General features: G+C 75.1%; 16 protein-coding genes. 3 read left to right on the plus strand and 13 right to left on the minus strand.

Going from position 1 to position 23,260, the window contains the following annotated elements; all coding sequences use genetic code 11:
* Positions 1-56: 56 nt before the first annotated feature.
* Complete coding sequence (locus tag OTB19_RS12835) at positions 57-2,831, plus strand: helix-turn-helix transcriptional regulator (RefSeq protein ID WP_267798238.1); 2,775 nt, start codon at positions 57-59, stop codon at positions 2,829-2,831.
* Here OTB19_RS12835 and OTB19_RS12840 read toward each other — a convergent pair.
* The 11 genes from OTB19_RS12840 to OTB19_RS12890 all read right to left on the minus strand — a co-directional run bounded on the left by OTB19_RS12840 (position 2,821) and on the right by OTB19_RS12890 (position 20,794).
* Entirely contained in the window at positions 2,821-3,738 is a 918-nt protein-coding gene (locus OTB19_RS12840; protein WP_392894655.1) for a glycoside hydrolase family 19 protein, read from the minus strand. The two genes, OTB19_RS12835 and OTB19_RS12840, sit on opposite strands and share 11 nt — an antisense overlap.
* A 184-nt stretch (positions 3,739-3,922) precedes the next feature.
* Positions 3,923-4,333: a rodlin gene (locus OTB19_RS12845; RefSeq protein WP_267798239.1), complete on the minus strand. Its 411-nt coding sequence runs from the start codon at positions 4,331-4,333 to the stop codon at positions 3,923-3,925.
* Positions 4,334-4,532: 199 nt separating this feature from the next.
* Positions 4,533-4,724, minus strand: a complete 192-nt coding sequence (locus OTB19_RS12850) for a DUF5302 domain-containing protein (protein WP_267798241.1) — start codon at positions 4,722-4,724, stop codon at positions 4,533-4,535.
* Positions 4,725-4,967: 243 nt separating this feature from the next.
* A complete protein-coding gene (locus OTB19_RS12855; protein WP_267798242.1) occupies positions 4,968-5,255 on the minus strand; it encodes a hypothetical protein in 288 nt (95 codons plus the stop codon).
* Complete coding sequence (locus tag OTB19_RS12860) at positions 5,252-5,992, minus strand: GmrSD restriction endonuclease domain-containing protein (protein ID WP_267798244.1); 741 nt, start codon at positions 5,990-5,992, stop codon at positions 5,252-5,254. Before OTB19_RS12860 ends, OTB19_RS12855 begins: the two co-directional genes overlap by 4 nt.
* 304 nt (positions 5,993-6,296) lie before the next feature.
* Positions 6,297-8,204 (minus strand): hypothetical protein, encoded by a 1,908-nt coding sequence (locus tag OTB19_RS12865; RefSeq protein WP_267798246.1) that lies wholly within the window; start codon positions 8,202-8,204, stop codon positions 6,297-6,299.
* Positions 8,201-11,839, minus strand: a complete 3,639-nt coding sequence (locus OTB19_RS12870; RefSeq protein ID WP_267798300.1) for a vWA domain-containing protein — start codon at positions 11,837-11,839, stop codon at positions 8,201-8,203. The genes OTB19_RS12865 and OTB19_RS12870 overlap by 4 nt, the downstream gene beginning before the upstream one ends.
* 2 nt (positions 11,840-11,841) lie before the next feature.
* Positions 11,842-12,996 carry an ATP-binding protein gene (locus tag OTB19_RS12875; protein ID WP_267798248.1) on the minus strand — a complete coding sequence of 385 codons (1,155 nt, stop codon included), beginning with the start codon at positions 12,994-12,996 and terminating at the stop codon, positions 11,842-11,844.
* Positions 12,997-13,183: 187 nt separating this feature from the next.
* Complete coding sequence (locus OTB19_RS12880) at positions 13,184-18,145, minus strand: DNA-binding protein (protein WP_267798250.1); 4,962 nt, start codon at positions 18,143-18,145, stop codon at positions 13,184-13,186.
* On the minus strand, positions 18,142-18,999 hold the full coding sequence (locus tag OTB19_RS12885) for a DUF4132 domain-containing protein (protein ID WP_267798251.1): 858 nt from the start codon (positions 18,997-18,999) through the stop codon (positions 18,142-18,144). The genes OTB19_RS12880 and OTB19_RS12885 overlap by 4 nt, the downstream gene beginning before the upstream one ends.
* Before the next feature lie 292 nt (positions 19,000-19,291).
* Positions 19,292-20,794, minus strand: a complete 1,503-nt coding sequence (locus OTB19_RS12890) for an MFS transporter (protein WP_267798253.1) — start codon at positions 20,792-20,794, stop codon at positions 19,292-19,294.
* A gap of 137 nt (positions 20,795-20,931) precedes the next feature.
* Between OTB19_RS12890 and OTB19_RS12895 the strand changes: the two genes are divergently transcribed.
* On the plus strand, positions 20,932-21,381 hold the full coding sequence (locus OTB19_RS12895) for a MarR family winged helix-turn-helix transcriptional regulator (RefSeq protein WP_267798254.1): 450 nt from the start codon (positions 20,932-20,934) through the stop codon (positions 21,379-21,381).
* A gap of 49 nt (positions 21,382-21,430) precedes the next feature.
* Here OTB19_RS12895 and OTB19_RS12900 read toward each other — a convergent pair whose 3' ends face one another.
* A complete protein-coding gene (locus OTB19_RS12900) occupies positions 21,431-21,994 on the minus strand; it encodes a MarR family winged helix-turn-helix transcriptional regulator (RefSeq protein WP_267798255.1) in 564 nt (187 codons plus the stop codon).
* A gap of 137 nt (positions 21,995-22,131) precedes the next feature.
* On the opposite strand from OTB19_RS12900, the gene OTB19_RS12905 reads away from it, so the two are divergent.
* Positions 22,132-22,545 carry an organic hydroperoxide resistance protein gene (locus tag OTB19_RS12905; RefSeq protein WP_267798256.1) on the plus strand — a complete coding sequence of 138 codons (414 nt, stop codon included), beginning with the start codon at positions 22,132-22,134 and terminating at the stop codon, positions 22,543-22,545.
* A 199-nt stretch (positions 22,546-22,744) separates the two neighbouring features.
* On the opposite strand, the gene OTB19_RS12910 is transcribed toward OTB19_RS12905, so the two are convergent.
* Positions 22,745-23,191, minus strand: a complete 447-nt coding sequence (locus OTB19_RS12910) for a hypothetical protein (protein WP_267798257.1) — start codon at positions 23,189-23,191, stop codon at positions 22,745-22,747.
* Between the last annotated feature and the right edge of the window lie 69 nt (positions 23,192-23,260).

A 23,260-nucleotide genomic window follows, 5' to 3' on the forward strand; every position in this document is an offset into this window, starting at 1 on the left:
TGTCGCGTCTCACAGGAAAGGCACGGAGCAGGGGCGCGAAAGGCTGGTGGCTGTGCGTGGCGGCGACGGGGAACGCTGACACGACCGTCGGACACGGTGAACTCATCGAGGCCGTGGACCGCGCGCTGACCACGCACGGCCGCGCCATCCTCACCGGACCGGCGGGCGCGGGCAAGACGGAAGTGGTCCGGGCCGTCGTGGCCGCGGCGGAGGGCCGACGGGAGAGCGTGCTCCACCTCGCCCCGGACGCCGCCGACCAATGGATACCCGAGGCCTCGGCCGCCGCCCTGCTCGCCTCCGTGCCCCACGGCGTACTGGACCGGCTCGCCGGACCCCAGCGCGCCGCCATCGCCCTGCTCCGGCGCGAGACCGACGAGCCCGGCGCCGGCCGCGACCACGTCGCGCTGCGCCTCGCCGTCGTCGAGGTGCTGCGGACCCTGGCCGCCCCGGGGCCCGTCCTGCTCGTCCTCGACAACGCGCAGTGGCTCGACGACGAGAGCACCGACCTCCTCCGGTTCGCCCTGCGCCTCACCCCACCCGGCGTCCGGGTCCTCGTGGCCGAATGCGTGCAGGGCGGAGCGCCCGTCGCCGTGCCCCTGTGCGGCCCCGACACCCCCGCGATCCGCGTTCCCCCGCTCGGCGCGGAACAGGTCGCCGAACTCCTCTGCCGACACGGCCTGCCCGCCCGGCTGGCCGGCCGCATCCACCAGGCCAGCGGCGGCAACCCCCGCCTCGCCCTCGCCCTCGGCCACTCCCTCGCCGAAGCCGCCGGATCCCGCGACGGAGGCGCCCACCACGCCGACACCCTGCCCGTCTCCGGGCAGGCCCGCGAGGTCGCCCGCAGACTGCTCGCCGAAGCCCCCGCACGGGCCCGCCGCACCCTGCTGCTCGCCGCCCTCGCCACCCGACCCACCACCGCCCTGCTCCGTCGGGCCGGCCGGCCCGACGCGGACGCGGAACTGGCCGAGGCCGAACGCGCCGCGCTGGTCACCGTGGCCGAGGACGGCACGGTGCGGTTCACCGCGGGCGCCCTCCCGACCGCGCTCGCCGCCGACGCGGGCTGGCCCGAGCGGGCCGCCGGGCACGCCGCGCTGGCCACCGCCGTGGACGACCCCGTCCAGGCCGTACGGCACCGCGCGCTGGCCGTGGACACCCCCGACGCCCGCCTCGCCACCGAGATCACCGAGGCCGCCGCGTCCTGCCGGCGCCGGGGACAACGCGCCCTCGCCGCCGAACTCGGCCTGCTCGCCGCCGAACGCACCCCCGCCGACCTGCCCCGGGACGAACTGGCCCGGCTCGTCTGCGCCGCCGAGGACGCCGGATGGGCCGGCCGCGCCGACCTCGCCCGCCGCGCCACCCGCGCCGTGCTCGCCCGCGACGCCTCGCCCGCCGACCGGGTACGGGCCCGCCTCGCCGTGATCGACGCCGCCGGGCAGGCCCTCGCGGACCTCGACGAGACCTTCGCGTACGCCGTGGACGACGCCGCCGGCGACCCCTCGCTGCGCGCCGCCGTCCAACTGCGCATCGCCTGGAAGCACAACCTCAGCGACGGGGACCCCGTCCGCTCCCGCGACGCCGCCGCCGAGGCGGGGACCCTCGCCGCCCTCGGCGGCGACCAGGTCGCCGAAGCCATGGCCCTGACGGTGCGGGCCCGCATGGGCCGCATCCTCGGCGACCACGACGCCGAGGACATCCTGGCGGAGGCGCTGGCCCTGCCCGCCCCCGAGGTGCCGCTCGGCATGCGCAACGCGCCCCAGTACCTGGCCGTCCGGCACGCCCTCTTCGACGACCGGCTCGACGACGCCCGCGACCGGCTCCTCGTCCTGCTGCCCGCCGTCCAACGCACCGGCTCCGCCGAGGACGTCTTCGAGGTGCTGCGCAGCCTCTCCGAGGTCGAGCTGCGCCGGGGGCACTGCGCCGCGGGCGCCGCGCACGCCCGCCACGCCCTGGAACTCACCATCGAGGCCGGCCTGTCACCCGGCCCCGCCTGGTACGTCGCGGCGATGGCCGAGGCCACCGCCGGCAGCTTCGCCCGCGCCGCCGGCTACGCCCGCCGGGGCGTGCAGGCCTCCGAGGAGGAGCAGGACCAGGTCTTCCTGTCCCGGGGCCTGTACGCCCTCGGGCTGGTCGAACTCGCCACCGGGGAAGCCTCGAAGGCGGTGGCCACCCTGCGCAGGGTGGCCGAGCTGGAGGAGGCCCAGCAGGTCGTCGACCCCTCCGTCCTGCGCTGGCACGCGGAACTCGCGGAGGCCCTGGTCGCCGCCGACGCCCCCGAGGAGGCCGCCGCCCTGCTGGAGTCGACCCGTACGGTGGCCGACGCGCTCGGCCGTACCGGTGTGCTCGCCGCCCTGGACCGGGCTCGGGGCCTGTGCCTGTCCGCGCAGGGCGAGGCGGAGCCCGCCGTGGCCCTGCTGGAGGCCACGGCCCGGCGGTTCGCCGCCCTCGGACTCCCGCTGGAACGGGCCAGGACCCTGCTCGCGCTGGCCCGCGTCGAACGGCGCCGTCGGCGGCGCGCTCCCGCCCGCGCCGCCCTCGGGGAGGCGGCGGACGTGTTCGACCGGGCGGGCGCGAAACCCTGGCTCGACCTGGCCAGGGAGGCCGCCCCCGACCCGGCCGCCGGCCGGAACCCGGGACCGGCGGCCCTGACCGAGGCCGAGACCCGACTGGCCCTGCTCGTCGGCCAGGGCGCCAGCAACCAGGAGGCGGCCGCCAAACTGTTCCTCAGCGTCAAGACGGTGGAGGCCCGGCTGACCCGGATCTACCAGAAGCTCGACGTGCGCTCCCGTGCGCAACTGGCCACCGCTCTGAGGACGGGACGCCTCAGCAGCTGAGGTTGTTCCCCGGCGTCACACCGAGCAGCTGGGTGAAGCTCTGGTACTTGCTCACCCGGCTCTGGACCTGCCCCGGGTTGCCGCCGTTGCACTCCAGGGCCCCGTTGATGGAGCGGATCGTCTCGCCGAAGCCCGCACCGTTGACCATCGCGGCGTGCGCGGTCATCGTGCCCGGCCCGTTCTGGGTGTTCCAGTACCAGAGGGCCGTCTTCATGGCCACCGCCGGATCCTGCTCCACGAGGTACGGATTGGCGAGGAGGTTGATGCCCAGGGCGTCACCGGCCGCCTTGTAGTTGAAGTTCCAGCTGAGCTGGATGGGGCCGCGCCCGTAGTACGCGGCCTGGCCCGCCGGACATCCGTAGGGCTGCGTGGCGTCGCAGTAGTGCGGGTAGTTGGCCGTGTTCTGCTCGACGATGTAGAAGAGCCCGCCCGTCTCGTGCGAGACGTTGGCGAGGAAGGCGGCCGCCTCGCGCCGCTTGACCGTGTCGTCGCCGGTGTTGGCGAAGGCGGGGTACGCGGAGAGCGCCGCGACCAGCCCGTTGTAGGTGTAGAAGGGGTTCCGGTTCGGGAACATCTGGTTGAACTGGGCCTCGCTGACGACGAATCCGCTCCCGTTCCCCGGGTCGGGGTCCTGGCCACCGCCGCCACCGCAGGCGCCCTGGTCGGACCAGACCCCCCACTGCCCGGTGGTGCCGGGCGTCTCGCCCTGCGTCCACCACTTGGCCTGCCAGTTGTGTCCGTTGTACGAGGCGTTCATGCCGCCCGTGTACACCGCCGAGGCGGCCCAGGAACCGGCGCAGGCGGGGGCGGCCGCGGCGGGGGAGGCGGGCAGGGCCACGGCGAGACCGAGGGTCACGGCGGCGGCCGCGGCCAGTGAGAGGGCACGACGACGAAGCGTCCGTATCACGTAACTGCTCCTAGAGTGGGGGGAATTGCCGGGTGGGGACGACAACTACCGCCACTGAACCGAAGGTGGTCTGGACCTGTCAAGGTCTAGACCAAACCTTTCGGTGAATGCGCAGGGGTGAGCGCGCCGGAAACGCCGAACCGGCGTGACGAGCGAGTCGTCACGCCGGTTCGGGTCGACCGGGTCAGCTGCCGGCGGAGAGGTTCCCGGAGAGGACCGGGATGTTGTCCACGATGCGCGACAGGGACTCGTCGCCCTTCGCCTGGGTGGAGTTCTCCGCGCACTGCTGGTTCTGCGGGTTCGACAGGACGTTGATGTCCTGGACGCCCACGTTGACCGCGGCGAGGATCGACTGGGCGTTGATCTTCGCGGGCAGGCCCACGCAGAGCTTGTTCAGCGAACCCTGGACGGCGCTGAGCTGCGGGCTCATGGCGCCTTCGGTCTCCTGATTGCCGTAGATCTGCGAGGCGTTGTTGCCGTTGACCGTGTTCACGCCGTTGTCGTTGCCGATCGCCATAGCCGGGGTGGCTGCAACGGCGCCTGCGCCGATGACCGAGGCGGTGACTGCGGCGGTGGCCATGAACTTCTTGAGCATTGAGGATCCTTCTGTCGCATGAGCTGTCCCCGGCGGGACGCCCTGATCAACTGTCCTCACGGCATGTGGTTATCGCCCGTCACCCATGCGGCCCAACGATCCGTTTCCGCGCCCCGCGGCGACCCGCCCCCGCGGTCGGCGCGGTCGCCGCCCACGCCGCCGGGTGGAGCCTCCCGGCGGGGCAGCGGTCGGTTCGTGGTCAGCCGGTCTTGCGACGGACCTTCTTGTTCTTGCCGCCGGGGCCGCTGCTGGAACCCTGCACCTTCGCCCGGCTCTGGTGTGACTGCTGGGACTGGGCGTTCGAGGCGTTGCGCTCCAGGGCCTCCCGGAACTTGCGCTTGGCCTCGTCGGCCGGGGACTCGTTCTGCGGGGTGTCGGTTTCGTCTGCCATCTTGTCCTCCTGGGGTGATCGAGCCGTTTCAGTCTGTCAGGTGGCCGTCCCCCTGACCAGCGAGTTCGCTCTGAGAGGCATCCGAGGAGGCGGGGTGGCTCGACCGAAGGCCCCGGGGCCGACGGCCCGGGGCGCCCCGAGGCCCCCGCAGTCGCCGCGGCCCCGGGCTCCCCGCCCAGGTCACCGCCCCTGAGGCGTCCGCCGACCCTCGGGGCGGGCGGCGCCGCAGGCTGCCGGGAGGGCTCAGACGGACGGGGCCTCGGCCCCGCCGCCGGCGCGGACGGCCGCGAGGGCCGCGAGGTGGAGGGCGTGCGCGTCCCCGTGGGGAAGGGGGCTGCCCGTGAGCGTGTACCACTCGTCGGCGTCCAGGTACTGGATCTCGAACCGGATCTTGCCGTCGGCTCCGGCGACCGTGCGCAGGGTCAGCTCTCCGGTGATCACGCCGACCTCGTCGGTCATGGCGCCGCCCGGGCCGGCCACGACCGTGTCCGTCCATTCGAGCACGGTGTCGTGCCGCTCCGTCCCGGTCATGAGCCCGCGCAGGTGTCGATCATGGTGGTGAGCATGGCTTTCTCCGGTTCGGTGACGGTCAGCTCGTAATGGGACTTCACGGTGGTCCAGGCGCGTCCGTACTGGCACCAGCTCGTCTTGTCCGGCGGCTGCCACAGGTCCGGGCTCTGGTCGCCCTTGGAGCGGTTCGACGCGGCCGACACCGCCAGCAGCTGGGGGCGGGTCAGGTCGTTCGCGAACGCCTTGCGCCGGGCCGCGTCCCAGTCGGCGGCGCCGGAGCGCCAGCCCTCGGCGAGCGGAACCATGTGGTCGATGTCCAGCTTCGACGCCTCGTTGAACTCCAGCCCGTCGTACAGGCTCTTCCAGGCGCCGAACGAGGCACGGCACTCGGAGTCCTGGGCGACGTCCTTGCCGTCGCGCTTGAGGACGACCTCGCGGGTGTCGCACTTGTTGCCCTGCTCGGCCCAGTGCGTGAACTTGGCCCGGCTGTAGCCGGCCATCGTGCCGGGCTTGCCGATCTTCAACGCGGCCAGTTGCGTCCGGGCGACGGCCGCGCTGACCATGCCGGGCAGTACGTCGCCGGCGGTCGGTTTCGCGTCGTCCCCGGACGGCGCGGAGGGCGAGGCGGAGGTGCGCGGCGCCCGCGTGTCGCCCTTCCCGTCGGCGTTCCCGCCGGCGCCGGTCTGGCTGCATCCGGTCACTCCGAGCAGCAGCGCGGCGGCCACCACGAGGCCGCGCGAACCTGTCTGACGTTCCATGAAGCCATCCCGAGTCGAACTCCCGCACGCTGTCCCGGGGGAGCCTACCCATACCGGGACATCCGATCCGCGCGTGTCGCGCCGAGTGTCACGGGCCGTCAGGGAGGTGCCCCCGGGCGGTCGGTCGAGCGGGGCGCGGACGAACGGGGCAACCGCGCGCCCACCGGGTTCGGTTGTATCGATACCGGCGAGTTCGACACCCTTCGTTACCTTCCGTGACCCGCCGTCGGGTGTGTCCGATCTCGCACGACCGGCGCGCTCCGATGCCTCCCGCGCCGGCGGAGCCCGCGCGGGAGACGCCGGCTCAGGACCAGGAAGCCGCCACCAACGAGCGTTCCGCCGCGCCGAGGTGCGTGGCCGAGGCGAGCCAGGCCCAGGCGTAGCGGTCGGCCGAGGCGTTGGTGAGGCGGCCGAAGGCGTCCCGGGGGCGCCGGTCCGCCTCGACGGCCAGGGCGGTGGCCAGATCCGCCGCCGCCCCGAAGCCCGAACGACGCAGTGGACCGCGCAGGCCGAGCGGCTCCGGCCCCCTGGCGGCCTCCGCCACGGCCCGGCGACCGCCCGCCACCCCGGTCTCCAGGAGCCGGCGCACCCGCCACAACGGGGACTCGGCCAACGGATCCGCGTCGCCCCCGGCCGGACCGGCGAGCGGCCCGCGGTCACCCTCCGCGGGCTCGGGCGTCCCTTCCGGAAGATGGGAACCCTGGAGGCGGTCGTAGCCGAGGTCGGCCCGGCCGAGCCACTCCTCGGGCAACCGCAACGTGTACGGCGCCCCCGGCACCGGCCCGACGGCCAGCGCACCCAGGGTGGCCGCCCGGTCCGGATCCGGACGGCCCAGCACCCGGATCGCCAGGCCCGGACAGCCTGCCAGCCGGCGCAGGTTGGCCGTGTGCGGCAACTCGGGGTGCGGATGCGCCGGGCGCAACCGGAGCACCGGCGCGTCCGCCCGCACGGTCCCGTCGGACGACAGCTCCCGTACCAGCAGGTGCTCACCGGCCCCGCCGACGACGCGGACGTCGCAGCCCAGCAGCCCGGGTTCGCCCTCGGGGTCGGCGAGCAGGCCGGCCACGGCCTCCGCCGCAGGGCGGGCGAACAGCGCGGCCGCGGGCTCGTCGGTCCAGGCGATCCCGCGCAGCGGAGTCGCCTGGACCCCGCGCCCCGCACCCAGACGCCCGTCGGCGGACACCGTCGCGCCGACGACCCGCAGACCCCCGCGCGCCAGCCCGGCGTGGTCGAGGGCGGCCCCGCCCAGGGCCACGGACGCGGATCCGGCGCCCCGGGCGCGGGCGAGCCCGCCGGGACGGACGTCCGACACGGAGTAGCGGGAGCCGTCCGCGCCCACCAGATGGGTGACCACACCGCCGTAGCCGGTGGCGGACAACACGGGCTCGCGGCACAGGCCGTGCACCCGCAGGCTCCCGCCCGCCTCGTAGGCGCGGCGGCCCGTGCCCGTCAGCGCGGGCCCGCCGGCTCCGGAAGCCGTCAGTCCCGCGACGTGCAGCAGTTCGCGGAAGGCCTCCGTGAGGGCACCCAGCCGCTGGGCGGCGCTGCGCTCCCGCGCCGCCCGCAGCCCCCGCACCACGCGCAGGGCGGCGGCCTCGCCGCGCGGCAGTCCGGCGAGGCGGGCACTGTGCGCGGCCCGCAGCAGCTCGGCCTGCACCACCGCGCCGCCGGCCGCGACCCCGGCGGCCAGTGCGGCGGCGGCCGCCTCCCACAGCGCGGCCGAGGCCCGCAGTTGTGTGGCGGTCAGCGGTTCGGGCGCCGGCGGAGCCCCGGCGGAGGTTCCGGGCGTCGTTGCCCCGCGCGGCGCGGGCGCCTGTGAACCGGCCCCCACCACCCCACTGCTCTCCGGCGCCGCCCCCTCGTGGGCCGGATCCGTCGCCGTGTCGGCCGCCGGCTCCGCGGGGGCGAGCTGCTCCGGATCGGCGAGCGGCGCCGCCCCCAGCACGGCCGCCCGATGCAGGCAGCGCGGTGCCAGCAGGCAGCCGCAGACGGCCTCGTCGGCCGCCGTGACCACTCCCGAGGGGCCCGGGCGCAAGGTCACCACGGCATCCTCGCCGAAGCGGACGGTCACGCTCCCGTCGGGCCCGGCGACCGCCCCAGAGGCGCACGCCTCGATCGCCGCGTCCAACTTCTTGCGCAGCCGCGCGGTGAGGGTCTCCACCGCCTCCGCGAGGACCTCGGGGGCGACGGGCGGCAACAGATCGGTACTCAACGGACATCTCCACGGAGGCGTTCGCCCACCCAGCGGGCGAGAGCGAGGGGACTGAGTGCGGCCACCGGCATGCCGGCCGCGACGAGTTGCCGTGCGATCGCCACCGAGTACCGGGGCGTGCCCGCGTCGTCGAGCGCGGCGCAACCCAACAGGTGGGCGCCGGAAGCGGCCAGCGCGCGCACCTCGCCGAGCAGCCCGCCGAGCGGCGCCCCCTCCTCGAAGTCGCTCACCACGACGACCAGGGTGCGGCTCGGAACGGTGATCAGGGACCGGGCGTGCGCGAGCCCGGCGGCGATGTGCGTACCGCCACCGACCCGTACCTCGAGCAACAACGACAGCGGATCGTCGACGCGGTCCGTGAGGTCGACGACCTGGGTCGAGAACGCCAGGAAGTGGGTGGACAGGGTGGGAACCCCGCCCAGCACGGCCGCCGTCAACGCCGACCAGACCACCGAGGCCTCCATCGAACCGGAGACGTCGACCACCAGGATCAGCCGCCAGTCGGCCTCCCGGCTCGCCCGCGTACTGAACACGGGCCGCTCCGGTACGACCACCACCCGCCCGTCGGCCGACCGGCGGGTGTGCGCCAGGTTGGCGCGCAGCGTCCTGGCCAGGTCCAGCTTCCCGCCGGGGCGGCGGGTCGGACGCGGTGTCGCCAGCCCCGAGAGCGTCGGGCGCAGCCGGGTCGCCAGCTCCCGGGCCAGCTCGTCGACCAGACGTCGCACCAGGGGCCGCAGCCGTGCCAGCTGCTGTTCGGGCATTCCGCCGGCCAGCGAGAGCACCGAGGTCAACAGCTCCATCGAGGGACGCACCGAGGTGGGGTCCAACTGGGCCAGCACGTCGACCCGGCCCGCGTCCGCGGCGTCGGCCAACACCTCCTCCCGGACGTCGGCGCCGAACAGGGCCTCCAACTCCTCGGACCACTCCCGGGCGGTCGGGAACGAGGCGTCGGTCCCCCCGCCCGCGCCGCGGCCGTCGTCCAGATCGGCGGAGCCCTCGCCGCGCCCGGCGCCGTACAGCTCGTCGAGCGCCCGCGCGTAGCCCCGCGCACCGGACGGCAGCCGGTCGCGCTGCCGTCCGAGCAGCAGCCGCCACCGGTCGGCGGCGGACAGGCGCCGCGTCCCGGGGTCGACGGGCCGCGGGGCGGACGTCGCGTCCGGGACGGCGGGCGCGTCGGTGTCCGCGGCGGGCAGCGGCAGGTCCTTGAGGGCGGCCAGGCCCGCCGCGTCCGCCGCCGCCCAGAGGGCGAGCAGCCCGGGCGGCGCGTCGAGCGAGAGGTCCGGGCGGTCCCCGAGCCGCTCGGTGACGGTGTCCAGCAGCCGGCCGCGGGCGGCGGGGGAGAGCGCGTCGAAGCCGCCGCGCAGCGCCGGCAGCCGGTCCAGGAACCGATCGTCCGCGAGGCCGTCCACCCGGTCCAGCAAGGGGATGAGGGCGGTCGGGGAGGAGCCGAGCAGCGGACCGGCGGCCGTGAGCAGACCGGTCAGCCGGCGGGTCAGGGCACGCCGGGCCTCCGGAGTGCCGGCGCCGTCGACCCAGCCCGCCGCGCGGTCGCCGAGCCCGTGCGCCGGATCCAGGTCCAGCAGGACCCGTACGGCCAGGGCCGCGCCCTGCATCAACGGGGTGGCGGAGGCGGCCAGGTCCGCCAGGGCGGAGTCCAGCCGCAGTCCCAGGTGCCGCCCGGCGGCCCGGTCCGCGAGCGCCACCAGGGCGCCCGCGTCGGCGGGGTCCTCGCTGCCGGCGAGCCCGGGCAGGGACCGTACGGAGGCCTCCACCAACTCCTCCGAGAGCGCCTCCGCGCGCCTCCGCGCCCCCTGCGACGCCCCGGGGAGGTGGCCCCGGCCCAGGACCTCCAACAGGTCGAGGGCTTCCAGGAGTTCCGGCAGTCCGGCGGTCTCCGGGAGGAACGCGGCGGCCTCCTCCAGCCGTACGTCGACCAGCGCGGGCAGGTCGCACCGCGCGGCCGCGCGCAGGCCGGTCAGGATCTGCGCCGGGGTCGGGCCCCCCTCCTCGGCCGCACGGCGCGCGACGTCCCGCAGCGTCCCGGCCGCCGCCTGGGCGGCGCTCACGCCGCGGACGCCGACCAGGTCGAGCCGGGCGGGCACGGACGGGGTCCAGGACAGCCGCCACTTGCTGCCGAGCGCGGTGCCGTCGCCGGTGGCGGCCACCGCGACGGGCTCCCCGTACCCGGCGCCGCACACCAGCAGCCGTTGCAGCACGACCTCCCGCCGGCCGTCCAACTCGGAACGCAACGGATCCAGCCGGACCTCCCGGGGAGCGGGATCGCGCGGCGACGGCAGCCGCAGCGCCGCCAACTCCTCCTCGACGGCGGGACCGAGCCCCGATCGGGGGGCGTGCGGGGTGATCCTGCCGCGCCCCGCCCCGATCAGCACGGCCTCCAGGGCGCGGGCCAAGGCCCGCCCCCGACCCAGGGGTTCGCCCTGCCCGAGGACGGTCATGACCGCCTCCAGCAGTTCCCCGCGCCCGGGGGCGGGCAGCCCGCGCAGCACCGCCAGGTCGCAGGCGAGCCGCAGCGTCTCCGCCGCCTCCCCGGTCCCCGCGGTGTGCCCGACCCGGCGCAGCTCCCGGCAGACCCCGGTCACCGCGACCGAGGCCGCGTCCCGGACCCGCACCGGGTCCCCGCCGGCCTCGAACACGGCCTGCTGCCAGAGCGGGTCCCGGATGCCGGCCGGATAGCCGGAGCGGGAGTCGAGCAGGTCGAAGGAGTACGGCACGAACGAGGCCACCACGGCGTCGTCGCCGGGGCGCGCGCCGGAGCCCGTCCTCGACCCGCCCGAGTCCTTGACCGCCGCGCCTGTGTCCTTGCCGGCGGCCACCGCGACGTCGGTCGTCGGGGCTTCGCCCACCGCGGCGTCGGTCGGGAGGAGGGCCGGGGCGTGGAAGGCGCCGATCAGCGCGGCCACCCGGCGGCCCCCGGCGGAGGCGGCGGCGATCACGGCCCGCATGTGCGCCTCGCGGGCCAGGTCCCGCGCGGGCACGTCGGCGTCCGCGCGCAGCGCCCAGCCCACGCCGAGCGCCGCCCGACGCACGGCCTCGGGGGAGCAGCCCGGGGCCTGCACCTCGACCGCGCGGTCCCAGAGGTCGTCGCCCTCGCGCCCGGTGCCGGACGCGGAGAGCGCCTCGGCGAAGGAACGACGGCCCGCGGCCGAAGGTCCGTCGCCGGACGGGATCGCGGCGGCCGGTGCCGGCCCGTCGGGCGTGCCCGACTCCGGTGCCGGCCGGTCCGGGCCCACCGGCAGCAGGCCCGCCGGCGCGTCCGGAAGGGACCAGCCGCCGTCGGCCAACGGCAGGTCACAGCAGACCACCTCGACGCCGCGCTCCCGCGCCCAGCGGATCGCCGCCAGTTCGGGGGAGAAGTCGGCGAACGGGTAGAACGCCAGGCGCCCGTCCCGCCCCTGGCCGGCCAGCGCGACCGGGGCCACCGTCTCGGGATCCGCCACGTACTCCCACCACGACTGGAACTCGGCGGGCAGCTCCACGCAGAGCACCTCCGCGCCCGCCGCGTCCAGCAGCGCCGGCACCATCGCCGCGAGGGCCGGGCTGTGATGCCGGACCCCCAACAGGTACGGCTCCCGGCACGCGGCGAGCGCCTCCACGGCGTCCCTCGGATCGACCATCGTCACCGCAGGCTCCCGCGCAGGTCCCACAGCCGACGCCACATCGCCGAACCGTCCTCGGCGCGGCGGCGGACCGGGCCGTCCCAGTACCCCAGCAACCGGCCGTGGTCGGCGGGGTCGTCCTTGCGCACGACGCCCAGCAGGTGCCCCGGCAGCAGATCGAGGACGTCACCGCCCGGCAGGTAGGCGGCGGCCACCCCCAGCGAGGCCGCCACCTGCACGGCCTCGGCGGTGGACATGACCGTGCCGGGCCGCTCCACGTCCCAGCCCTCGGCGCTGCGCCCCGAGCGCAGGTCCCGGAAGACGGTGACGAGGGCGTCCAGCACCGCGTCGTCCACGCCGAACGCGGCTCCGGCGCGCTGCACCGCGGCGACGGCCTGGCGCCGGATCAACGCGGCCTCGGCATCGGCGTCCGCGATCGGCGCGACCGTCTCGAAGTTGAACCGTCGCTTCAGCGCGGCCGACATCTCCGAGACACCGCGGTCGCGGAGGTTGGCGGTGGCGATGACCGTGAAGCCGGGCGCGGCGGACACCACCGCGTCCTCGGTCGAGGTCAGTTCGGGCACGCTCACCCGACGGTCGGACAGGATCGACACCAGGGCGTCCTGTACCTCCGGCAGGCAGCGGGTGATCTCCTCGACCCGCACCACCCGGCCCGAGCGCATCGCGGCGAGCACGGGGGAGTCGACCAGGGCTTGCGAGGTGGGGCCCTGGGCCAGCAGCAGGGCGTAGTTCCACCCGTACCGGAAGGCGTCCTCGGTGGTGCCCGCCGTGCCCTGCACGGTCAGGGCGCTGGTACCGGACACGGCGGCGGCGAGCAGCTCCGACAGCATCGACTTGGCGGTGCCGGGCTCGCCGGTGAGCAGCAGGCCCCGCTCGCCGGCGAGGGTGACCACGCAGCGTTCGACGAGGGCGCGTTCGCCGACGAACTTCGGCGCGATCGCCAGCTTGGTCGGCAGACCGGCGCGCCGCTTGGGCAGTGCCAGTTCGGCGCCTTCGCTGCCGCAGACGAACGTGACGACGGCGCGCGGGGTGAGGGCCCAGCCGGGCGGGCGGGGCCCGGTGTCGTGTGCGGCCAGGAAGGCGAGTTCGGCGGCGTGGCGCTCCTCCGCGGGCATGACCTGCCGGGCGGGGGCGGACGGTTCGGTGACGGTCATCGGGGGTCCTTCGGGTGGTGCGGGAAAGAAGCAGGGGGGTGTGGGGTGCCTCATGGCGACCCGGCGCGGGCCGGGCCGCCATGCGGCACGGGCGGGCGGCTCCGGGGCGGTTGGGCCCGGACGCGGCCGCGGTGGGCCGGCCCGGACCGGGGCGAAGGGCCCCGGCCCGGACCGGTTCAGGAGGGCGTCACCGCCGGCGTCGCGTCGTGCGCTTCACCTTCAGTTCCTCGAAGCGCGGAGTGTCGCCCTCGCGGACCCGCTCCCACGCGCGCCGGTACAGGTCCGCGGCCGGTTCGGTGGGCACCAGCACGCCCAGGACCGGGTTCCGTCCCGACGCCGTCGCGTACATCGGCAGCTTCCACAGCTCCACCGGCAGCGTCGGCGAGGGGATGTCCGCCCACCCGCCCGGCAGGAACAGGGAGCGTCCGGCGCGGCTGCGGCTCGCCGTCACCACCAGGTCGGTGGCGCCCAGCTCCGCGCGGGCCGCCGTCAACCGGGCCGGCTTCCAGCCCGTCCAGCGTGCCGTGTTGCGGTCGGTGGGGTCCGGCATGGCGAGCAGCGCGAGGTAGAGGACGGCGGCGTCCGCACCCAGGCCGTACATGGCGCTCGCCTCCGCCACCAGGTCCGGCGCCGAACGGCCCGCGTCCTGCGGCCACCAGGTCCCGTCCTTGTCCACCGAACCCGCGGCGGGCGCCCCCGGATCGGCGAGGAGCCGCGCGAAGCCCGGGTCCTGCGCGAGCCGCAGCGCCGTCTCCACGGCGAACGGCTGCTGCTCGGTGCCGCGCAGCGCCGGCAGGTACGGGTCGGAACCGGTGGAGTCCAGTAGCGCCGGCCGCAGGGCCGGGTACGACCAGTGCGTGCCCGTGCCGGGCAGCACGACCGCGCCGTAGCGCTCGTACCCCTCGCCCGTCTCGGTCGGCGTGCCCGCCGCCTTACGGAACTCGGCGGGGTTGTGGTAGGCGTCGATCCCGAGCAGCAACTCGGGCGCGGACAGCCGCTGTCGCAACGCCGTCAGCGCGGGTGGCAGCACGGCCCGTACCGGGTCGCCCGCCGGCAGCCGGTGCGCCAGCCACCCCGAGAGGGCGATCGCCCGGGTCAGCACCGCGGAGGTGAACGGGGCCGCCGCGGGCTCGCGGGGCGCGATCTGGTTCTCCCGCACCTCCCACGCCACATCGGTGTTCAGCTCCGGTGCCACCGTCGGATCGAGGAGCGCGGGCAGCGCCTTGTGCACCGACCACCGGTGGGCGTGGCTCGACCCGGCGCCGACGGCGCGGGTCGCCTCCACGAGCAGCCAGTCCGGTACGGGCGTGCGTCGGCCCACGCGCCGGTTCCACACCTCGGCGGCGGCCGCCACGTCCGGGCCCTCGCTCCACAGCCGCGCCGGCTCGGCGGGCAGCAGCGCGGCCACCAGCTCCCGCCGGACCTCGACGTCGAGGTTGCGCAGGTCGTCGCGGGCGTACGCCGAGTCCGCGGCCTTGACCCCGATGGCCGCCCGGAGTTCGGCCGGCAGGAAGTTCCGGTCCCAGGTGTCGATGTCGGGGAGACCGGCGAGCACCAGCCGGGCCGCGGGCCCGGAGACCCCGGTCAGGCGGGCGAACTCCTCGGCGGCCTCCGTGAACCACGGCGCCGCGCCGTGCTCGGCCGCCGCGGCGAGGAACGCGGCGAGCCAACCGGCCCCGCGCCCCCGGTCCCCGAGCGGGGCCTTCCCGCGCGCGGTGTACGGCTGCGGCACCGCGAGTCGACCGCTGGGGTCGTGCAGCAGCGCCGTGAACTCGCGGCCCTCGTCCGTGGAGTCGCCGTGCTCGCCGGTGATGGCGAGCAGGGCCCCGCCACCGCACGGCAGCACGCTCGCGTGCCACTTCCCGCGCTCGCGGCCGTCGGGCTGCGTCGTGTGGTTGCGGCCGAGGTGGACCACGACGCGCAGCCACCGGCCGGCGGACGCCTCGGTGGAGTCCAGGCCCAGCGCGACCACCTCTTCGAGCATCGCGCACAGCGCCGCACGCTGTGCGTCGTCCGCGCCGGTGACCACCGCGCGGTAGGCGACGGCGGCGGCCCCGTCGAGGAACAGTTCCGTCCAGGGCAGCGTCGTCCGCGCGAGCCCCGGCACGTCGAAGTGCAGCCGTCCGGGCACCTCCCGCGCGTCCGTGTCGGCGGAGACGGAGGCCAGCTCCCGCAGGAACCGGTACGCGGCGTCGGAGTCCCCGCCGTACCGCCGGTGCCCGCCGGCGACGAGCCCCTCCAGCGCCTCGGCCACCAGCTTGTCGGACGGGCCCCGTACGACCTGCGGCGCGGGCTCGCGCGCCGTGGTCGGGTTCAGGGCGGCGGCCACCTTGTCGAGCGCCGCCCGCTGCCGCAGGGCGTCCCGGAGCTTGTCGACCACGCCCCCGATCAGCTCGGGCGAGGTGATCCGGGGCAGGGCCGCGCTTACCAAGGTGGGCAGTTCGTCCCGGTCGGCGACGGCGCCGGCCGCCTTCAACAGCGCACCGCAGGTCTCCGCGTCGGCGGTCCGCAGCGCGGCCGATCCCTCGGTGTCCCGGGCCCGCAGGCAGTACCAGTAGGGGAGCGGCGGGAGGTCCACGGTGGCCGTGGAGTAGGCCGGGTTGTCGTGGTCGGAGCTGACCTGGGAGGTGACGACCCCGTCGTGGTCGCTGAGCGTCAGCGTGCGCCATTCGCTGGACAGCACGCGCAGTCGGTCGTCACCGGGCAGGCTGAGCGCCCCCTGGGGCATGCGGTCGCCGGCCGCGGTCACCGAGCGACCGGCGGTGTCCGAGCCGTGCCAGCCCCGATCGGGGACGTGTACGACACGCCAGCCGAGCAGGCCGTCCACGGGGGCGCCGAACACCGAGCCCTCCACGGTGGGCGTCGGCCGCAGCCAGTTGGCGCCCGCGTGCTGCGGCAGGCTGCTGCCCTCCGGGTGCCCGCGCAGCGCGTCGGCGAGGAAGGCGGGCTGCGAACGCCGTCCCAGGGCGCCGCTCGCGGGGTCGTACTCGTGCCATCCCGCCGCGTCGGGCTCGCTTCCCGAGTCCCACACCCAGTACGAGGTCCCGTCGGACAGGACCGGGCGTTCGGTCGGGAGCTCGGTGTCGCCCGCGTGCAGGACGCCGTGGCCGGTGAACCGGCCGCCACCGGGCAGCGGCAGGGTGACCTGCTCGTTGCGGATCGACCAGTAGGACCCCGGGTGGTCGAGGGTGAGGACGTCGTTCGGGGCGCTCAACCAGTAGCCCTCCACGGCGCCGCCGTACGAGACCCAGAACACCAGCAGGTCGCCGTCCACGTGGTGGAAGCCGAGGCGGTAGTGGTCGCCGCGCGGGACCCGCAGGTCGTGGGTGAGCACCGTCGAGTCGGCGTCGACGACGCGGACCTGCGTGGAGTTGGCCACGATCAGGCGGGGCCAGGCGTCCATGACGACGAGCCCGCGGTCGCGCCGGCCCCCGCGCGCCTTGGCGCTCGGCCGCAGTTCGGACACCGCCGTCTCCCAGGCGGGCCAGGTCAGTTCCTCGAACAGTCCGCCGCGCAGCGTCCGCGCGAGGATCCCGCCCACGTCGAGCGCCGCCGCCCTCGCGATGTCCTCGGGGGCCAAGGCCAGCGCCTCGGCCGGCAGCCAGGTCAGCCAGCGGATCGCCGCGGGCAGCGCCGGCAGCGCGGCCGCCGTGGAGGAGGCGGCCACCTCGCGGACCCAGTCGGCGAGCAGCGCGCTGCTCCCGGGGGACAGGGCAAGGGCGCGGACGGCCCCCCGTCCGGTCGCGCGGCTTCCCAGCTCGTTCAGGGAACGGAACATCACCGGGCGGAAACGCTCGTCGGCGCACAGCGCGCGCAGTTCCCGCCGGGCGGTGTGGTCACCCCAGGCCTGGAGCCCCAGCGTCCGGTTGTTCTCGGGGTCCGGGTCGGCCAGCGGCAGGTCCAGGGACAGCACCAGATCGAGGAGGTCCACGTCCTCGAAGCCGAGGCGCAGCCCCGTCTCGCGCTCCGGCGCGGCGAGTTCCGCGCGCAGCCGGTCCGCGGACCGCTCGACGAGTTCGAGCAGGTTCGCCAGTGCGGGCGGAGTGCCCCACCCGCTGTACCGGGCGGTCTGGAAGCGCTCCAGCCAGCCGGCCGCGCCGTCGGAGCAGCGCTCCTCGTCCGGAGCGTCGGCCGCGGACAGTCCGGCGGTGGCGCCCGAGTCGACCAGCAGCTCCAGCCACATCGCGGCCATGGCGCCCGCGTCGCCGCCGCTGGGCGGGGTCAGTCCGAGCAGGGTGCCCCGTACGGAGGGCACGCGCCGGGCGAGCGCGAGCAACGCCGGGCGGTGGGCCTTCCACCAGCCGGCGGCGGCCCGCAGGGTGGCGGGCAGCGGCAACAGCTCGGCGAGGTAGTCCTGCTCGGGTTCGGTGCCGGTGAGACCGGCGGCGCGGGCCAGTCGGCGCAGCTCCACGGCGACCTGCGCGGACGGCGGCAGCCCGCCCGCGGTGCGGCGCACGCACAGCCGGCGGAACCGGTCGAAGGCCTCGGTGGGGGAGACCCGCAGCGCCAGCGCCTTGCCGTACCCGGTCAGCACCTTCACCGGCAGGGCGCCGGCGAGGGCGAATTCGAGGAAGACGGCGTCCAGCCGGTCCTCGTCCACGAGCAGGCCGAACTCGGCCTCGCTCGCGCGGGCCTTGCCGAACAACTGCGCGGCGTACGTGGTGTTCTCGACGGCCAGGAAGATCCGTGCGGCCTGCTCGTGGAAGACCGGCAGGAAGTGCGGAACGGAGGCCGCGAGCCGGCCGGCCAGCTCCAGGCAGGCGTCGAGGGCGGCCTTCGGCTTCGTCTTCGCCTGGCGGGCGGCCCGGTCCAGTTCCGGTACGACGGCCAGCGCGTGGTGCCCGTCCTCGGGGTGGTGCACCAGCACCCACTCGGGGAAGCCGAGGGCCTGACGCCGGCCGAGGCCCACCACGGCCGGTTCGCCGTCGGGTTCGAGGCCCAGGAAACCGGCGGCGAGGTCCTCCGCGGCGCCCAGTTCGGCCGCGGCGAGCCGGATCACGACCCGGTCGTCGCCGAGGGCCGGGTGGCGGTAGGCCCGCGCGGTCAGTTCGACGGCGGAGTCGCCCGCCCCGGTGGTGTCGGCGGGCAGCACGGCGCCCGCGTCGAGCAGCGCCCGGGCCCCGCCGGTGTCGGTGGTCTCGGTGTTCACGCGTTCCCGCCCTCCTCGATCTTGCGCCCGGCGTACAGCGCCGCGGCCATCCGCATCCCCTCGGACCAGGCCACCGGTCCGACCTCGTCGAGCCGCACGGCGCGACCCTCGGCGTCGTGCCAGTTCAGCCCGCCGGTGCTCGACTCGTCCTCCCAGTACGGTTCGCCGATCCAGACGGCCGCCTCCACGGCCCCGCCGGCGTCGCGCACCTTGCAGGTGGCGTAGCCGCCGGAGACCCGGTAGCCGAGACCGGTGGCCCGTGCCGCGAGACTGAAGCGGGAGGGGAACACCCCGCCCGCGTAGTCCCGTACCTCGGTCGCGTTGGCGGCGAGCCCCGCCGGCTTCTGCCAGGTCGCGCGGTGGATCTGCTCGACCTGCTGGGTGATGCCGAGTTCGGCGGCGAAGTCCCGTACGTCGTCCAGGTCGGGCAGCAGCACCGGGTGCGGCAGGGTCACCGTGCGCGGGGAGAGTCGCACGGTCTCGCCGTCGAGGTTGACCACCTTCAACTCGCCCGTCTCGGTGGCGTCGCGCAGGAAGCCCACCTCGTCGGGGCCGTCGTCGGCGACGATCGCCAGGTCGCGCAGGGCGCCCTGCCAGGCCTCGTCGGGCCAGACCCGGGCCAGCAGCGTGGTCGGCACCGGCAGCGAGGACACCATCCAGGCGTCCACCTGGGCGACACACGCGACCACGTGTCGATCGAGCCATTCCGAGAGCCGGCGCAGCCGGTCCACCTCGGGGTGCTCCCGCAGCGCCTTGGGCAGAGTCTTCAACTGCCGTTTCGTCGATCCCCGGGCCACGACCCGCCCCTCCACGAGGGCGATCTCGTAGCCCTCACCCGCCGCCAGCCAAGCCATCAGCCGTGCCTGCCCCTCTGCATGTCCCGTCGGATTCCGCGCAGCCCGAAAGACGGCGCCAACGCCCTGTGAGCTGCGGTATGTCGGGAGACTAGCGAGGCCCACTGACAACGCGGCGGTCAGGACCGGTGGGTGAGCGGACCCTCCTGGATATTCGAGACAGTTGGCCTGAATTCGATGTTGTGGCGAGCCGGATGCCGGTCCGGGAGGACGGCCGCGGCGCCCCCGGGACACGAAGAACCGCCCCCGGTCGCGAAGGACCGGAGGCGGTGGGGGTGGAGCGGGCGGGGGGTCAGACGGCGTCGGCCGTCTCCACCGCCTTCAGCAGGGGTGCCTCGTTCGACGCGACCGGCTCCTCCACCCGGGGGCCGTGGCCCGACCGCAGGCCGAGCCAACTGATCAGCGCGACCAGGGCGAAGGCGACGGCCCCGATCCCGAAGGTGAGGGTGAAACCGGACTCGGCGGGCAGTGCGGGAACGCCGGCCGGAAGGTGCTCGATGGTCTTCGAGGCCAGGATGGTGGTGACGATGGCGCTGCCGATCGCACTGCCGGTGGAGCGGGAGATCGAGTTGATGCCGTTGGCGATGCCGCTCTGGTGGTGCGGAACGCTGGACATGATCACGGCCGGCATGGCCGCGTACCCGAAGCTGACGGCCGCGCCGACGACGAGACCGGCGCCGATCACCGAGAAGGTGTGGGCGTGGTCCAGCGCCAGCCAGCCGAAGCCGACGGCGCCCAACACGGCGGCCAGACCCAGGGCGACGCGGGGCCCGCGATGGCGCACCAGTTGTCCGCCGACGGGGGAGGCCAGCAGCGAGACGATCGCGCCGGGGAGCAGGAACTGGACGGAGGCGCGCAGGATGGACGCGTCGAAGCCGTACCCGGTCAGGGCCTTCGGCATCTGGACCAGATAGGAGACGCCCAGGAAGTTCGCGAACATGCCGAAGCCCACGAGGATGCCGGCCAGGTTGGCCATCAGGACGGGGCGGTGGACGAACATCCGCATGTCCACCAGGGGTTCGCGCACCTTGCGCTCCACCAGGACCCACACGGCCGTCATGACGGCGGCGCCGGCGAAGCTCCCCAGCGTCCGGGCGGAGGCCCAACCCCACTCGTGGCCCTGCGAGATGGGCAGCAGGAGCAGCAGGAGGGCGATGCCCAGGGTCAGCGCGCCGAGGAAGTCCGTACGGCCTCCGGTCTTGTGGCGGGTGGCCGGGACCAGGAAGACGACGGCCAGCAGGGCCAGGGTCGCGAAGCCGGTCGCCATCCAGAAGGCGTTGCGGTAGTCGGCGTCGGAGCCGGAGGTGAGCAGGCCGGTGGCGACGAGCGCGAGGCCGCTGCCGAACGCGAGCGTGCCGCTGACCAGGGCCATGGCACCCGGCAGTTTCTGGGGCCGGACCTCTTCGCGCAGGACGGACAGGGCCAGCGGGAAGATCGCGGTGGCCGCGCCCTGGAGGACCCGGCCGAGGATCAGCAGCGGAAGCGACGTCGCGAGCGCGGCGATGACGGATCCCGCGACCATGACGCCGAGGACGGCCACCAGCGTGGGCTTCTTGCCGTGCTGGTCGCCGAAGCGGCCGAGCAGCGGGGTGAAGACGGCGGCGGACAGCAGGGTCGCGGTGGTGACCCAGCTGACGTTGGCGGTCGAGGTGCCGAGGTCGGTGCGGATCAGACCCAGGATCGGAACGGGCAGGGTCTGCATCATCGACACGACCATGGCGGCGAGGCTGAGGGCGAAGACGATGACCGTCTCGTTCCGGGGCCCGGCGGCGGGGGTGGATGCGGCGGTGCTCATGGTGGGCGGGACCTTCTTAGTGCTTCAGATCGCAGATGTTTGATGTCCTCAAGTACGTGGATGAAGGTAGACAGCAATAGTTAAGATGGTCAAGTAAAAGGTTGATAATATGAAGCTTCTCGGCGTACGCTCTCGTCATGAGCGCCACCGCCGCGGCCACCTCGCAGGGCCCCACCAAACTGCAACTGCTGGAACTGTTGGCTGCCATCGGCACCGCCCAATGGCGCGACTTCGCCACCGCCGCCGCCCGGCACGGACTCACGTCCACGCAGGCCAAGGTCCTGGCCCAGCTGGAGGGTCCGGTGCCGATGCGCGGGCTGGCCACCCTGCTCGCCTGCGACGCGTCCAACGTCACCGGCATCGTGGACCGGCTGGAGGCGCGGGAGCTGGTGCGACGCGAGCCGTCCCCGGCGGACCGCCGGGTGAAGCACGTGGTGGCGACCGACGCGGGTCGCGAGACCATCCGCCGCGTGCGCGAGGAGATGCAGGCCACGCACGGAGCGCTGGACGCGCTGGACCAGGCGGAGAGCGCGACGCTCTACGCCCTGCTGGAGCGCCTGCGCCCCACGCTGGAGAAGGACGCCTGATCGAAGGGGCCCGGCCGGACGGCCGGACCCGAACCGCCGCCCCGGGTGCTCACGCGCCCGGGGCGTCCGTGCCTCCGCCGGCTCCGCCATTCGCGGTGTCCATGGTGCCCCCCGCCCCCGGGTCCGCGCCGTCGGCGATCGCGCCGTGCGCGGCCGCGGTGTCGAGGGCCTCGGTCAGTCGGCTCAGTCGCGCCTGGAGGTCGCGGATCTCGCCGAGCTCGAAGCCGGTGGCGGCGGCGATCCGGCGGGGTACCGCCACCGCCCGGGCGCGCAGCGCGGCGCCCTCGTCGGTGAGTACCGCGTGTACGGAGCGCTCGTCCTCGGTGCTCCGCTCGCGTTGGATCAGGCCGGCCGCCTCCAGCCGCTTGAGCAGCGGCGACAGGGTGCCGGAGTCGAGCCGCAGGTGTTCCCCGAGCTGCTTGACGGGCGTCGTGCCGTGCTCCCAGAGGACGAGCATCACCAGGTACTGCGGGTAGGTCAGGCCCAGGTCCTTCAGGACGACCCGGTACAGGCCGCCGAACGCGCGGCTCGCGGCGTTGAGCGCGAAGCAGATCTGCCCGTCCAGGCGGAGGAAGTCCGGCTCGGTGAGGCTCTCAGGCTGCTGCTCGGTCATGTCGGCCAGTGTACCCGGGAACCCTTGTCAGCGATTCAGTTGTGCACAATCAATTTGCACACAACTCAAGTGTGTGCTTTATTGATGGAGCGGTCGGACAACGGCCGCACCGATCCACCCCTCCGAGAGGACCCCCGATGGACGCGCTGTACACCGCTGTCGCCACCGCCAACGGCCGCGAGGGCCGCGCCGTCAGCTCCGACGGCCAGATCGACCTCGCGCTGGCCATGCCCCCGGCGCTCGGTGGCAACGGCCAGGGCACCAACCCCGAGCAGCTCTTCGCCGCCGGCTATGCCGCCTGCTTCGCCAGCGCGCTCGGCCTCGTCGGCCGCCAGGCCAAGGTCGACACCAGTGAGGTGTCCGTGACCGCGGAGACCTCCATCGGCAAGGACACCGACGGCGGCTTCGCACTCGCCGTCACCCTGCGCGTCGAACTCCCCGAGTCCCTCGCCGGCGCCACCGGCGCCCAGCTGGTCGAGCAGGCCCACCAGGTCTGCCCCTACTCCAAGGCCACCCGCGGCAACATCCCCGTCGAGCTCGTCGTCGAATAGCCCGACCGGCGGCGCCGCACGCGCCGCCCCACCGTTTCCGGCGCCCCTCCCGAGGGGCGCCGCAGGTGTGTGCACCCACACCCCCTGCGTGACGCCCACGCGCGACGCCCACGCACGTCCCCACGCGCGACGCCCACGCACGTCCCCACGCGCGACGCCGACACGTTCCCGCGCGCGACGCCCCCGCGCACGTCCCCACTCACGCCGGCCGCCGAACCGCCACGACCGCGCAGACCGCGGCCAGCGGCAGTTCCGCCACCGCGGCGAGCGCCAGTGCCATCCCCTGGCCGCTCGTGCCGGCCGAGGTGGTGACGTCGAACCACGCGTCCATCACCAACAGGGCCGCCGTCGCCCCCGCCACCGCCGACACCCGGGGGTCGCCCCTGCGCAGCAGCGCACCCGTACCGGCCAGGCCGGCCACCAGCATCGCGTCCAGACCGATCCACGCGGTGGACCAGTACGACACCTCGGTCATGTGCGGCACCGTCTTCGCCAGCACCACCATCCACGGGACCAGCGCCAGCCCGGCGCCCGAGAGCACCGTCGAGAGGCGCGGGACGCGGACGTCGGACCGGCGGAGCCGACCGGCCGCCGCCCGTCGGGTCGGGGACCGGTGCGCGACGCGCTGCGGGGAGACGAGGGCCATGGGTGCGGAACTCCTTCCGACCCGACGGTCCGTCCGCCGGGCACTCCACGACTCTCGTGCCCGGGGCGC

This window comes from Streptomyces sp. H27-H5, from assembly GCF_026627505.1.
Taxonomy (GTDB): Bacteria; Actinomycetota; Actinomycetes; order Streptomycetales; family Streptomycetaceae; genus Streptomyces.

What these genes read in the sequence shown, in the direction of transcription:
- OTB19_RS12845 (WP_267798239.1), bottom strand. Translation starts at nt 4,333, where the DNA reads ATGCTCAAGAAGTTCATGGCCACCGCCGCAGTCACCGCCTCGGTCATC.
- OTB19_RS12850 (WP_267798241.1), bottom strand. Translation starts at nt 4,724, where the DNA reads ATGGCAGACGAAACCGACACCCCGCAGAACGAGTCCCCGGCCGACGAG.
- OTB19_RS12855 (WP_267798242.1), bottom strand. Translation starts at nt 5,255, where the DNA reads ATGACCGGGACGGAGCGGCACGACACCGTGCTCGAATGGACGGACACG.
- OTB19_RS12860 (WP_267798244.1), bottom strand. Translation starts at nt 5,992, where the DNA reads ATGGAACGTCAGACAGGTTCGCGCGGCCTCGTGGTGGCCGCCGCGCTG.
- OTB19_RS12870 (WP_267798300.1), bottom strand. Translation starts at nt 11,839, where the DNA reads ATGGTCGATCCGAGGGACGCCGTGGAGGCGCTCGCCGCGTGCCGGGAG.
- OTB19_RS12875 (WP_267798248.1), bottom strand. Translation starts at nt 12,996, where the DNA reads ATGACCGTCACCGAACCGTCCGCCCCCGCCCGGCAGGTCATGCCCGCG.
- OTB19_RS12885 (WP_267798251.1), bottom strand. Translation starts at nt 18,999, where the DNA reads ATGGCTTGGCTGGCGGCGGGTGAGGGCTACGAGATCGCCCTCGTGGAG.
- OTB19_RS12890 (WP_267798253.1), bottom strand. Translation starts at nt 20,794, where the DNA reads ATGAGCACCGCCGCATCCACCCCCGCCGCCGGGCCCCGGAACGAGACG.
- OTB19_RS12895 (WP_267798254.1), top strand. Translation starts at nt 20,932, where the DNA reads ATGAGCGCCACCGCCGCGGCCACCTCGCAGGGCCCCACCAAACTGCAA.
- OTB19_RS12900 (WP_267798255.1), bottom strand. Translation starts at nt 21,994, where the DNA reads ATGACCGAGCAGCAGCCTGAGAGCCTCACCGAGCCGGACTTCCTCCGC.
- OTB19_RS12905 (WP_267798256.1), top strand. Translation starts at nt 22,132, where the DNA reads ATGGACGCGCTGTACACCGCTGTCGCCACCGCCAACGGCCGCGAGGGC.
- OTB19_RS12910 (WP_267798257.1), bottom strand. Translation starts at nt 23,191, where the DNA reads ATGGCCCTCGTCTCCCCGCAGCGCGTCGCGCACCGGTCCCCGACCCGA.